The following is a 12,015-nucleotide window of genomic DNA, read 5'->3' as shown; positions in this document are numbered from 1 at the left end:
CGGCGTAGCTCTACGGCCATGCGGTTATGGCTTGGGCTCATCTGCGCGTTGCTCGGCGCGACGCCTGCACTCTCTTTGGACTGTTCTGATCGCTCTGTGCGGTCGGCGGTTTCGGCGACAGCCAGCGATGCGACGTATTTCAGGTCCGCGTTTGACCGGTGCTCGTATCTGCTGGCCGCGAGAGACGAGGACTTCTTTCGCGCGCTGGACGATGATCAGCGCGCGCTGGTCTGGGCCGTGATCGCTGCCCACAACTATCGCCCATACGGGAACTCGATGGCCTTCCGCCTTCCCGATCTATTGAGCGAGAAGCACCTCGACTGCGACAACTATGTCCTGCTCGCGATCAGGCTGTTTCGGCTCCTGCGGCCCGACGCCAAACTCGACGTCGACATGGTCGGGTGGGAAGGCGGCCTAGTTGGAAACCACGCACAGATCGTCGCCAACCACCCAACCACGCCATTGCTGGTCGATCCCACCGTAGGCATCGTAGCCAAGATCAGCTTCGACGACCTCGCATCCGGGAAGAATGTCGACCCCGAGGATCTTCTTGTGCTTTCGCAGCGCAACGATCCGCCTGGCTTCCGCGAGAAGGTCGAAAAGGCCCTGCTGAGCGGTGCCTACCGACCGTCGCACATCCTCTACTACTTCAACGATCCCGACGATTATCCGGCAGCAATCGCCACGGTGAAAACCTGGCCGACACCAGCCATACAGGAGCGACGCTAGCTCCCGAGGTCAGAGCAGCGCGGCAGCCATCCAGAGCTCTCGCCGGGCCGGCTCGTCGAAGCCGAGCAGAGCGCCGAGCTGCGGCCCCAGCGGATGGCCGAACTCGTAGATCGTTGCCGAGGAGAGCAGCATGCGAGCGGCGAAGCGCTCGCCGTCGGGCAGCTGGCCGATTGCGGATTCCAGCGCTGCCGGCAGATCGCCGCGCGCGGCCCAGGCCAGCGCCTCGGCCTCGCTGATCACGCCGAGCACGGCGAGCTGCTGCGCGAACTGGCGATCGGAGATCGCGGGCACAGCCGGGCCGGGCAAATCGGCGAGAGAAGCCAGGTGCTCGGCCTGCTCGTCCGGCGTCATATCAACGATCACGGTTTCGGTGATGAACCTGGCCGAGGCTTCCTCGCCTTCGCCAATCTGGACCTGACGGAGTTCAACAACGGCGCGCAGCATCACATTCTCCCGTACATTTCGTAGCGGACCTGCTCGATATTCCCGGCCCCGTAGAAGAAGCGNCTGGACCTGACGGAGTTCAACAACGGCGCGCAGCATCACATTCTCCCGTACATTTCGTAGCGGACCTGCTCGATATTCCCGGCCCCGTAGAAGAAGCGGGCGGCCCCGATCCGCGAGGCGGAGGCACCAGCGGCCATCAGCCGCGAGCCGCCACGCATGACGTTCAGCGCGCCACCGGTGTTGTTGGCGCAGAGCCCGTAGACTTCGAGGAGGTGGCTGTAGTTCAGCACGTCAGTCGCCCGTAGCAGGATGCGGGCCGAAGCGTTGGAGCCCGATTTGAGCTGACCGACCGGGATGACCGGCAGCGCGGAAGCGCCCGTGGACGCGACCGCAGTATCGGCGCCGGCGGAATCGACGTTGTGATGGGCATAGCGATAGTCGGTCGCCCCGGAATAATAGGCTGCTGTGCTGGCGCCGAGNGGACGCGACCGCAGTATCGGCGCCGGCGGAATCGACGTTGTGATGGGCATAGCGATAGTCGGTCGCCCCGGAATAATAGGCTGCTGTGCTGGCGCCGAGGCGCATCTGCATGATTTCGCCCGCCGTCACCGGCTGCATGTGGTGCAGGTAGATCTCAACCTCGCGGAAGCCGCTGGGGATGGCGATGTCCAGCGTCGCGACCCCAGCCGCGGTGCCATCGGCAAGGCGATAACCCGAGACCGGATAGTCTTCTCCGGTCGAAATCAGCTTGCGCAGGATGCCGTCTGCGTCGGCATAGAAGCGACTGGTGCCCGCGGAAGGCGCCGCCGGCGCGGCGACGTGAGGCATGTCGAGCGCCTGGCCGGCCCTCCGGTATCTGGCGTCGGCATAGTCGCGGCGGACAGCATCGAAGTCGCCGGCCGTGAGACCGATCGGCAGCGGCGCGTCGCTGAAGACGGCCGACGGAATCGTGATGTAGACGCTCTTCGTCCCAGCCCCGAAATTGATCTTGGCGGTCGAGCCGAGCGAGTTGGAGAGCACGGTGGTGCGCGCCAGCGTGGTGCTGGCGGTCAGCGTGCCGATACCGACCTCCCAGCTCGAGCCCATCTCGATACAGTACCAGCAGGTATCGTTCACCAGCATGGCCTGTGCGAAGGTCCGGCAGCCGGACACTGCGCCGGCGAGCGCCATCGAGCCGGTTCCTGTCGTGGTCGAGAAGGCCATCAGAGGCGCTCCGTCAGCGTGAGAGACTTGGAATAGATCGGCTCGCCGTCGAGCCAGCCCATCGGCTGCAGGACCGGGCTCACCTCGTCGACAAGGCCCCAGAGCGAATCCCGGCCGAGATTGGCGCTGTCGAGATCGGTGATCAGCAGCAGGTCGCGCGAGGCACCGTTCTCGCGGTCCATCTCCTCAAGCCAGGACAGACGCTCGCTCGCCCGCAGCGCGCCGAACGACACCGTCAGGGTGCGGTAGCGCACATCCCGGTCGACGAAGATCTGGCCGCCGCGACCCGTGGTGCGCCGCGACCTGTCGAGGAAGGCGCGCGACCAGTCGAAGGAGAAGTTGATGCGCGGCGCATGGCGCTGCCCAACGAAGAGCTGAAGCGACCCTCGACCGGAGCCGGCAGCAGCGCGACCTGCGTGCCATAGGCCGGGTCGACCGCATCCGTTACCGGACCGGAATCGAAGAGGTCGCCGGCGAGCCCGGTATTGTCGAGCGCCGAGACGCGGACACGGGCGACATGCCCGGCCGCGAGCGCCAGCCCGAAGAGCCCGATCGTGTCGAGCGTCTGCAGCGAGCCGAGGTCGCACAGCACGAACTGCGCAGCCCCGTCCAGCGAACGCCACTTCCGGGCGACATGGACGTTCTGCAGCAGCGAGACCGGCATGCGCGCGGCACCGCTGGACGCGCTGAGGCTCCCGGCATCCGCCAGGTTGCGAAAGGCGAGGGCTGAGGACATCAGGCGAACCCGGTTATCTCGACGGTGTTGGCGTCGCAGTCTTCCGAGACGGCGACGATGCGCAGGAGCCGGCCGGCGCCGAGGTCCCAACGCGGATAGGTGACATGCACGACGCCGCCAACCTCGTGCTGGAACGGCCGGCCGTGGGCGGTGAAGCGATACAGCGAGCTCGGCCGCCCGAAGAGATCGAGGCGCCGCTCGGCTTCGGCGAAGGCGTCGGATTCGTGATGGAAGAAGCTCTCGATCACGGCCGCGTCCTGCGCGAGCGGATGGCGGGCGAGAATCGTCCGGTCATCCCATTGCGCCACCGACCACGGCGCCGCCAGACGGGCGACAGTCGCCGCCGGGACCAGTCCGGCCAGATCCGTCTGGACGGTCCAGTTGCGGGCATAGGCCGTGCGGTAGCGCCAGGGCGGCGGGTTCAGCGCCCCCGGAGGCCGCAGCCTGTCGATCGCCAGCAGATCCTCGCGGCCATATCGACCGCTCGGCACGCCATCAGGCAGATCGAAGCGACCGACCCCGAAGCGGCCATCGCGACCGAAGCCGCTGAAACCGCCAATGCCGGCGACGAGGCGTCCGACAACGTCGGCAACGCTCTGGCCGTCATCCGCGCCGAGCCAGTAGCCTACCGGCGCCGGCTGCAACGCATCGAGCGCGGCGAAGGCGTAGGCATCGAGATCGTCCGCGACCAGGCGGGTGCGGGCGAGCAGCAGCCGCTCGACGATCCGGGCAGTGCTCGACACATACACGCCATCGGCCTTGTCGCCACTGAGATCGACCGTGACGGTGCCGGCCGGCTGCGCGCCAAGCCGGATCTTGCCGGCCGTCAGGCAGGTCGCATAGGCCCCCGGCGCCACCGTGGCGAGCGTCAGGGAGTTGTAGCTGCTATGGTCGACGGTGGCGGTGAGAGCCGCGCCACGGTCTCGAACGGCGAGCACGGCATCGATCGGCCCGTCATTGAGATCGTAGATCAGCAGCGCCGGATCAAGCAGCGGCGGCGAGACATTGACGAGCTCGCCGAGCGCGGCCGGTCGACGCTTGCCCTTCAGCTCGTCGCCGCCCTCGATGCCGCCCGTCCCGGCATAGATGGCGTCCTGCGCCGGCACCTCGAGCAGGTTGCCGCGATCGCGCACCGAGACGACGACCGTGTCTTCCTGAATATCCCAACCCGCCATGGTGCCCCGGAACACCGTCTCGAAGCGGCGATAGGCGGAGCCGGCACGGCCGAGCTTCAGGGTGAGGTCACGCCCATCGACCGCATAGCCGGCGAGGAAAGCGTCATAGGCGCCGTCGGTGTTGATCAGCACCATCTCGCCCCAGCCGACCGTCAGCGCGCCGAACGCCTCGCCGGAGAGCAGCGAGCGTTCGAAGCGCAGCGCCTGCTGCAGCGTGCCCCAGACCGGCTCGTTCGCCGGATCGTCGTCCGGCTGCGTCGCCATCTCGGCGGTGCCCGCGAACAGCCGGAAGGTCGAGGATTCGCTGACCTGCGAGGAAAGGCTGGCGCCACCGAAGGTGAAGTTGGCGAGCGGCAGGTCGGCGAACGGGTTTCCGGCGATGACGCCGGCCGCGATCACGAGATCACCCCATAAGGCGCGACCGAAATCTCGGCCACGATGACGAAATCCTTCACGCCGGCGTCCATCATCTCGGAGAAATCGTTGGTGCCGTCGACCTCGCTTTCGAGCACGATCACAGCCTCGCTGAGCAGCGGATAGCGTCGCAACTCGGTGATGGCGAACTCGCCAAGGCATGATCCGCACAGCATCAGGCGAAGGAAAACTGGATCTGGCCTTCGAGCAGCATGAACGGATCGCCCGAGGAAATCAGGCGTGCCACGCTGAGCGGCTGGCGGGTGAGCAGATTGCCGGCGGCGGCGGCGTCGCAGAGGCCGACATGGCTGACGACGCCCCAGGAAGCCGACGGCGTCGGGAAGGTGATGATCGTGCTGTTGACGATCAGGCCCGAGGTCGGATCGGCATCGCTCAGCGCCGCTGAGATATTGACCCGGGCGTAGTCACCGCCCGCAACCTCGGCGGCGAAGGAGCCGGACAGGCCGGGATCAGCCGTGAACAGTGCCAGATAGACCGGGCTCGGCATGGTCCAGGCGGCATGGCCGACGAGATGATCGCCGAGCTTCTTGCGGGCATAGGACGTCAAGTTCGCCATGGTGCTTCCTCAGGCGGCCGGCCGGTTGGCCGCGAGCCGCGTTTCGTTGGTCAGCCGGTCGACGGCGCCCTTGACCTTGTCGGCACCCTCGCCCTCGGCCGCGATCAGGGCGGCGACGAGACGGGCGAGATCCGCGCGCAGTGCCGCGATCTCGGCGCGCTGGCTCGCATTCTCGCTGCGCAGGGCGGCAAGGCCATCGACAATGCGGGTGTCGGCGGCGGCCATGGCCGGGGGCGCCGTCACCGCGCCGGCCGGGATGTCCGAGGCGCTCAGCGTCGGGGCGCCGCCGAAGAGCCTCTGCAGGCCCATCAGGTCCGTGTTCACCGAGCGGAAGGCATCCTGATAGCCGCCAGCCGAACCGTAATAGGCACGGGACGCTTCGAGCAGTGCCTGCGCATACTGGGTGACGCCGTTGGCCGATTCCGCATTGCCGGAGCGCGCCATCGCCAGCTCGCGCTGATAGGAGGCTTGAGCCTCGCGCAGCCGATCGGTCGGCGACAGCGTCGAGGAGGAGCCGCCGCGCAAATCGTCGAGATAGCGCTGGATCGAGTCGATCGAGGCCCGTTGCTGCTCGACGATCTGATCGTTGAAGTCCTTCACGATCTTGGCGCGCTCGGCCGCCAGCGTGCGCTCGAGCAACAGGATGTGCTCGCCCCCGGCGGTGACCTCCTCCTGGCGTTCGCGCGCCGCGCGCCGGTTGAACTCGGCCAGGGCGCCTTCGAGTGTGGAATTGTCGTTCGTCGCGGCGAAGAGCCGGTCCTCATAGCCCTGCGCCCGCTGCGCCGCCGCGGCGAGACGGTCCTCGAGGCTGCCGAGCGCACCGGTGAAGGCATGGACCTGGCCGTTGAGCTCCGGGAACATCCCGACGAGGCTGGTGAAGGCGTCTCCGGTCAGCCGGGCATTGTCGACGATCTGCTGCGCAGCCGCCGCGAAATACTGCTCGACCTGGTCGGTTGGGAGGCCAAGCCGGCCGGCATCGGCACGCAGCGTCGAGCGTTCGGCGAAGAGATCGGAGACCTCGTTGATATAGCTGCGTCCGAGTGCATCGTTGAGCTTGCGACCGAGATCGTTGGTGAAGCTCTGCCGCAGATTCTGCATGGCCTTCACGACGCCCTGCTGGATCGCCCCAGCGGCAACCTCCGACGACAGGCCGAGATCCATCAGCACATCCTGCAGGCCGGCCGCCGTGCCAGTAATGCGCTCCATCTCGGTCTGGACAGCGGTCAGTTTGGTCTCGCCGGTGATCAGGCTCAGCGCATAGTCCTGGCTCGCCTTGCGGGCCATCAGCACGTTGGCGCCGACGGTCTGCGTGTCAGTGACGAAGCCCTTCAGCGCCTCACCGACCTGCTTGATCTGGCTGCGTGCCTGCATGAAGGGGCCGTTCGGTCCGGAGCCAGCGTCGAGCGAGCGCAGGGTGTCGCCAAACGAGCGCCAGAACTCCCCGGCCATCTTGTCGAGATAGGTGCCGAGGTCGCGCTCCATCGCGAAGACGGCGTTGCTGTCGCCCGCGAGCTGGGCCGTCTTCGCCGCGTTGGTGAAGCTAGAACGCGCCTCGCGGAAGGAGCCGGTCAGTGATCCCTCGGTCTCGCCGCGCCAGATCGAGCGCTGCCGCATGACGTCCGGCTGAATCTGCTCCCAGTTCTGCTGGTATTCCATCGCAGCTTGAATCATCTGCTGCCGGCGCTGCTTGGCTGCTTGCTGCTGCCCCATGATGCCGCCGGCGACTCCCGCCAGGGCGCCCACGATAGCGCCGACCGGGCCGCCCCAGGTCGTGCCGAGAGCTGCGCCGGCGACGAGACCAGTGAGCGCACCGCCGATACCGCCCATCAATGGAGACTGCGATTGCTGGCCCATACCGAAGCCGGCGAGGCCGGCGACGCCAACACCCGCGATACCTCCGAAGGTCGAGCCGCTGGCCGCCGGCGCGCCGCTGACGGTCGACGAGGATGAACCCGCGCCGGTATTGCCGGTGATCCACTTCCAGCCATCGGTGAAGGCCTTCTCGATCCCCTTGAAGAAGGTCGACGGCGTCAGTGAATTGTCGTTCGCCGCGGTGAGGCTGCCGAAATTGAAGCCCTGTCCGGACAGGATCGGCTTCAGGATCTGGTTTTCAATCAGACGCGTGCCGAGGCGCGAGAAGCTCTTCAACGCGTTCTCGGCGACCCCCTTGAAACCCTTGTCGGCGTTCGAGAACAGATCGTCGAAGGCGCCGCCGACGATCGTGGTCAGCTCTTTCCCGAAATCGACGAACTGCTCCTTCGTCGCGTTGAGGCCGGCCTCGACCTTGGCGCCGTCGGTATATTGCTGGCCGAGATTGCTGGACGGATCGATGCCCTGGCGCTTCAAGGCCTGCTCGGCCTTCAGCGCGGCGACGGCGCGATTGCGCTCTTCGGTCGAGCGGCCCAGCAGGGACACCTCGAGCTGCAGCAGCGCGATCGAATCGCGCTGCGACGCAATCATTCCGAGAGCGGCACGCTCCTTCTCGATCGACAGTTCACGCTCCTTCAGCGCGACCTGTTCACCGACCACGCGATTGATCTCGGCTTCGCCGACCCCTGCGGAACGGAGCCGCACGATCAGCTGCTGGCGCTCGAGCTCCTGCTGCTGCAGCCGGCCGATCTGCTCCTCCGAAAGCTGGCGCTGACGAGCGACGTCGACCACGCGCTGGCCAACCGCGACCTGCCCCTGCATCTCGGCCGAAACCTTGGCGATCTCGGCGCGGGCCTTGGACGCCGACTCCATCAGCAATTCGTTCAGACGGGTCTGCCGACCTTCGTCATTGTCGAACTCGGTGCCTCTCACCTCGCGAGCTGCCTGCTGACGCAGCCGTTCCAACTCGCCTGCAGCGACGCCCTGTCGACGATAGGCCTCCGCCTCCGCATTGGCGGCAACGGCGCCGTCCTGGCTCGCCTTCGTCATCGCCGCAGAGGCTTCGCGCCCGCGGATCATCACATCGTTGGCGGCCTGGCGCGCCTGCGTCAGGCGCTCTTCCTTCGACATCTCGGTGCCGAACAGGTCGATCAGCTTCTGCCGGTGCGCCAGCTGGGCCTGCTCGGCGACCGTTGTGCGGCCGACAAATTCCTCGCGCAGCTTCTGGGCAGCGATGGCGCGGTACTCCTCGACCGTCTGCCCCTGTTGCAACCGGTTGATATCGCGAAGAGCCTCCATCGCACGATCGCGCAGAAGCGCCTGCTCACGCTGGGTCTCGATGTTCTTTGCTATCGCCTCGGAATTGCGGCCAGCGTCGGCCGAAAGATCGGCATAGCTCTTCCTCAGCCCCGCGATCGAGTGCTCAAGATTGTTCACATTGGCATTGAGCTGCTCGCGGTTCCGGTTCGTCGGCTGGGCATCGACAAGCGACTGCCCGCGCGCCGTGGCGAGGTTGCGATCGACACGCTCTTTCTCAGCCTTGGCGATATCGTCGCTGATCTTCAGCTCGCGCTCGAGCACGGCAAGACGGGCTCGCGCCTCTGCAAGCCACAGCTGAGGCCTCAACGCCGGTTCTTTCTGCTCAACTTCGGCAATCTGCCGCTGCAAGGCAAGACGCTCCCGAAGCTTCTGTTCGGCCTCATCCGGCCCTACCACGAGGTTACCGACGCCTTGCTTCAGGCGATCCCACGGCTTGGAGATCCACTCGTCAATCGCCCGGTTCCAGGCGGACTGTTTCTGCTCGGCATTCGCCGTGCTGGCCGCGATCGCGTCGATGATCAGCTTCTGCGCCTGGCCGCGCTCGCCCATGGATTCGAGACGGCGGATCGCCGAAAGGGTGATGCCGTCGAAAGCGCCGAAGCGCTGGTTGAGCTGCTCGGCCGCCCGCGACAGATCCCCGGCGAAAAGGCCGGCCAGTTCTTTCGAGGCCGGCAGAAGATCCTGCTGCGTCGTCAGCGCATAAGCCTTCGACATCGTGATCAGCCGCGTCGTCACATCGGGTGCGATCTTGCCAGTGCGCGTGAACTCCGCCGCCATGCTCCGGGCCGCCGTGGCGGTAATCTCAGCTGCCCGTGCAGCATCAACCGCAATCCGGTTCAGCTCGCCGGCCGTCACACCGGCCGCCCGGCCGATACCAGATAGCGAGTTTTCGAGCTCGCGCCGCTCGCCCAACAGGGACAACGCCGAATAGAGCGCCATGGCGGCCGTGGCCGCGAGGCCGAGCGGACCGGCGAAGTTCAGCGCGCCCTGGCCAATCTGCGCGAAGAAACCGCGCAGCGTGCCCTGCGACGACATGAAGACGTCGGCGATCTGCGTGCCCTGCTGGATCAGCACGGTCAGCGGCGACTGGCCCGAGGCGAGCGAGACGAACACATCCTGCGCCTGCCGGCCGAGATTGACCATCTCATGCCGCGCCAGCCCGGTCGCGCGGGTCAGCGCCTGGCCGGTATCGGCCGTCTGGCGCATGGCGAGCACTGTGGCAGCGAAGGCATCTTTGGTCCGCTGCAGGGCCGCCGCCCGTTCGGCCTCGTTGATCGCACCGGCGCGGGAGGCCAGAGCGATCTCCTGGAGCGTCGAGCGATATTGCTGCTGGACAGCGGCGAGCGGCACGAACTTGGCCCGCAAGGCATCGAGCGACGCACCATAGGCCTGCACGTCCGCTGCCCGGGATGCCGTGTTGAAATCCGAGCGCACGCCGAGCTGGCTGTTGAAAGCCGATTGCGCCGACTGCATGCCCGACTGGTCGAGCCGCTGGCGCGCCTGAACCGCTGCATTCATCTCCGCCGTCGCCTTGGCCACGCCGAGCCGGTAATGCTCAAGCGAAAGGGCGCCGGCGGTATAGAGGTCCTCCGCCTCGTGGATCGCTGCGTTGAACCGTTCCTGCGCCGCAGCCATCGGGTCGATGCTCCGGCGGAAGGTCTCGGCACGGCGTGTCAAATTGTCATTAGCCGCAGCGAGATCTCGCGCCGCCTGCTCGGCCTGGCTGTATTTCGCCGCGAGCAGCTCCATCGAGCGCACATGCTCCGCCGCCTCGATCCGCCCGACAGCCAGGGCGCGATCGAGCACGCGCTGTCCGCTCTCGAACATCTGGCTTTCGCGATAGGCCGCGTCGAGCGAGCGCTGCAGGCGCTCATAGGCGCGCCCGATATCGAGCGCGCGCCGTTCCAGCCGCTCCGAGCTGACGACGGTGGCGTCGGCCGCACGGCCGAGCTGCTCGGTCGCAGCCGCGGCCTGCTGAACGCCTTCGGTCTTCGCCCGGATCGTGACGTCGCGGACGAGCGATGAAACGCGCATGAGCGCTCCTCAGGGTTGCACGAAGCCCTCCCGCGCGGCAGGTTGCGCGCGGGAGGGTCATCATGCTGCGAACAAGATCGATTGCAGTTGTATTTGCGCTGGGCGCTCTAAACAGCGCGCAGGCCAGCGAAAGCGGAAATCTATTCGGGATACCCAGGCGCACTCATTATTCTACTTTGAAACATGAGTTAAGCCCCGACAAAACCACTATTATTATGCCGACCGTTCCGAAAGATAGCGGCCACTTCATATTGTACTCTGCTTCTTTGAATAAATTTGGCCATATCTGCGTAGTGAACGGAAGGGTCGACCACAAATCGTTTAACCGGCTGCAAGTGGAAGCAGAAATACTAGACAACCTCAGATCCGCGTTTGGTCCCCCTATAGGCAAGTTATCCGGCAGCTTAATCTTTCAAAAGGACAGCGTCCGCGCGTCGGCATACCACCTAAATAATGGTCAATTTAGTGTCACAATGCGTTTTGTGGACGAGCCCAACTGCCCGGCCCCCGAACGCGCGAAGGTAAATCCGTTTTCTCAATAGCCCCGCTTGTTGGGGTTCTTGGCTCTTCGCGCCATGTGCCCCAGATAGACGCCATCCAGCTTCTTGATCACCATTCGCAGCCGCTCGAACCCCGCCGCTTCATCAAAGCCGTTGCGGATGGCCCAGCGATCGAGGGCGAGGAAGGGGATCGACCCGGCGCCGCCCATGGCGCCGAGCGGCCTGTCGCCGGACAGGTCCCAGAACGCCGAGAGATAGATCTCGGCACCCGGGAGAGGATCAGGCCGGCCTAGCAGCGCCTTCGGCACATAGCCGGCCTCTTCGTCGATCTGGTCCTCTAGCCAGCGCTCGCGTTCGCCCCAGTCGAGCTGCCAACCGAGGACGCTGGCGAGTTTCCCGCGAGCTCCTCCGTATCCGCCGCCACGCCCTCGGCGACGAGGCTGGCAGCGGTGACTACCGCCTCGCGGATCTTGCTGAAGGCCGGTTCCGTCATGAACGCCTTGGCCTGCTCCGCCGAGTACTCGATCGGGCTGCCGTCGTCGTTTTCGAAGCCCTCCCAGCCGAGCAGGATGGTGCGATGCAGGCACTCGCCGGTGATCCGGTCCTGCTCTTCCTGCGCGATCCGGCCGCCGATGCGCTTGGAACGCGGCAGCGCCTCGACCAGCTTGGCTTGCAGCTTGCGGAATTCGGCGCAGCCGATGCCGCGCACATGCAGGCGCACGCCGCCCATCTCCGGCAGGTCGCCGATCCAGGCGCCTTCCTCGCGCTTGACCGGATCGATCTTCAGTTCGCTGATCTTCACTTGCGGCGCTCCTTATGGCCGGCCGGCTTACCGGACGCGGCGGGCGGTTCATCGGGTTTCACCTCGTCCGCGAGCTCGCGGGCGAGGCCTTTTCCGACCAGCAGGTCGGCATAGTCGCTCTCGACGGTCGGCTTCGCGCCGGCGACGAAGCGCTGCTTCGTGCCCTGCGGATATCCGTCGAAGGTCGAGAGGATTTCGATCGTCTTCAT

General features: G+C 66.1%; 11 protein-coding genes and 1 pseudogene. 1 reads left to right on the top strand and 11 read right to left on the bottom strand.

Annotation, left to right across the window (positions count from 1 at the left end):
- The first annotated feature begins 18 nt into the window (after window positions 1–18).
- Window positions 19–729, top strand: a complete 711-nt coding sequence (locus ASE61_RS19385) for a hypothetical protein (protein WP_061969689.1) — start codon at window positions 19–21, stop codon at window positions 727–729.
- A 9-nt stretch (window positions 730–738) separates the two neighbouring features.
- Here the strand turns inward: ASE61_RS19385 and ASE61_RS19380 are convergent, their stop codons facing one another.
- The 11 genes and pseudogenes from ASE61_RS19380 to ASE61_RS19325 form a co-directional block, all read right to left on the bottom strand.
- A complete protein-coding gene (locus tag ASE61_RS19380; RefSeq protein ID WP_061969687.1) occupies window positions 739–1,173 on the bottom strand; it encodes a hypothetical protein in 435 nt (144 codons plus the stop codon).
- A 483-nt stretch (window positions 1,174–1,656) separates the two neighbouring features.
- A pseudogene (locus ASE61_RS19370) lies at window positions 1,657–2,379 on the bottom strand (hypothetical protein); the annotation flags it as partial.
- The gene (locus ASE61_RS19365; RefSeq protein WP_061969682.1) at window positions 2,379–2,633 is read right to left on the bottom strand and encodes a hypothetical protein; all 255 of its coding nucleotides are present in this window, start codon (window positions 2,631–2,633) and stop codon (window positions 2,379–2,381) included. The gene ASE61_RS19365 and the pseudogene ASE61_RS19370, both read right to left, overlap by 1 nt.
- Window positions 2,615–3,115: a hypothetical protein gene (locus ASE61_RS19360; RefSeq protein ID WP_061969680.1), complete on the bottom strand. Its 501-nt coding sequence runs from the start codon at window positions 3,113–3,115 to the stop codon at window positions 2,615–2,617. The genes ASE61_RS19365 and ASE61_RS19360 overlap by 19 nt, the downstream gene beginning before the upstream one ends.
- Window positions 3,115–4,689 (bottom strand): hypothetical protein, encoded by a 1,575-nt coding sequence (locus ASE61_RS19355; RefSeq protein WP_061969679.1) that lies wholly within the window; start codon window positions 4,687–4,689, stop codon window positions 3,115–3,117. The genes ASE61_RS19360 and ASE61_RS19355 overlap by 1 nt, the downstream gene beginning before the upstream one ends.
- The gene (locus ASE61_RS19350) at window positions 4,686–4,880 is read right to left on the bottom strand and encodes a hypothetical protein (RefSeq protein ID WP_061969677.1); all 195 of its coding nucleotides are present in this window, start codon (window positions 4,878–4,880) and stop codon (window positions 4,686–4,688) included. Before ASE61_RS19350 ends, ASE61_RS19355 begins: the two co-directional genes overlap by 4 nt.
- Window positions 4,880–5,281 carry a hypothetical protein gene (locus tag ASE61_RS19345; RefSeq protein ID WP_061969676.1) on the bottom strand — a complete coding sequence of 134 codons (402 nt, stop codon included), beginning with the start codon at window positions 5,279–5,281 and terminating at the stop codon, window positions 4,880–4,882. Before ASE61_RS19345 ends, ASE61_RS19350 begins: the two co-directional genes overlap by 1 nt.
- Window positions 5,282–5,290: 9 nt before the next feature.
- Entirely contained in the window at window positions 5,291–10,504 is a 5,214-nt protein-coding gene (locus tag ASE61_RS19340; protein ID WP_061969674.1) for a phage tail length tape measure family protein, read from the bottom strand.
- A 535-nt stretch (window positions 10,505–11,039) separates the two neighbouring features.
- Window positions 11,040–11,312, bottom strand: coding sequence for a hypothetical protein (locus tag ASE61_RS19335; protein ID WP_061969672.1), 273 nt, complete (start codon window positions 11,310–11,312; stop codon window positions 11,040–11,042).
- A gap of 29 nt (window positions 11,313–11,341) precedes the next feature.
- Complete coding sequence (locus tag ASE61_RS19330) at window positions 11,342–11,806, bottom strand: hypothetical protein (protein WP_061969671.1); 465 nt, start codon at window positions 11,804–11,806, stop codon at window positions 11,342–11,344.
- Window positions 11,803–12,015, bottom strand: coding sequence for a hypothetical protein (locus ASE61_RS19325; protein ID WP_061969669.1), 213 nt, complete (start codon window positions 12,013–12,015; stop codon window positions 11,803–11,805). Before ASE61_RS19325 ends, ASE61_RS19330 begins: the two co-directional genes overlap by 4 nt.

Origin of the sequence: Allobosea sp. Root670 (assembly GCF_001429415.1) — a bacterium.
Lineage (GTDB): Bacteria > Pseudomonadota > Alphaproteobacteria > Rhizobiales > Beijerinckiaceae > Allobosea > Allobosea robiniae.
The sequence above is the reverse complement of the archived record's forward strand: the minus strand, read 5'-3'. Positions and strand labels throughout refer to the sequence as shown.

Coding starts and splice junctions, on each gene's coding strand:
- ASE61_RS19360 (WP_061969680.1), bottom strand. CDS start 3,115: ATGTCCTCAGCCCTCGCCTTTCGCAACCTGGCGGATGCCGGGAGCCTC.
- ASE61_RS19385 (WP_061969689.1), top strand. CDS start 19: ATGCGGTTATGGCTTGGGCTCATCTGCGCGTTGCTCGGCGCGACGCCT.
- ASE61_RS19350 (WP_061969677.1), bottom strand. CDS start 4,880: ATGCTGTGCGGATCATGCCTTGGCGAGTTCGCCATCACCGAGTTGCGA.
- ASE61_RS19345 (WP_061969676.1), bottom strand. CDS start 5,281: ATGGCGAACTTGACGTCCTATGCCCGCAAGAAGCTCGGCGATCATCTC.
- ASE61_RS19340 (WP_061969674.1), bottom strand. CDS start 10,504: ATGCGCGTTTCATCGCTCGTCCGCGACGTCACGATCCGGGCGAAGACC.
- ASE61_RS19380 (WP_061969687.1), bottom strand. CDS start 1,173: ATGCTGCGCGCCGTTGTTGAACTCCGTCAGGTCCAGATTGGCGAAGGC.
- ASE61_RS19325 (WP_061969669.1), bottom strand. CDS start 12,015: ATGAAGACGATCGAAATCCTCTCGACCTTCGACGGATATCCGCAGGGC.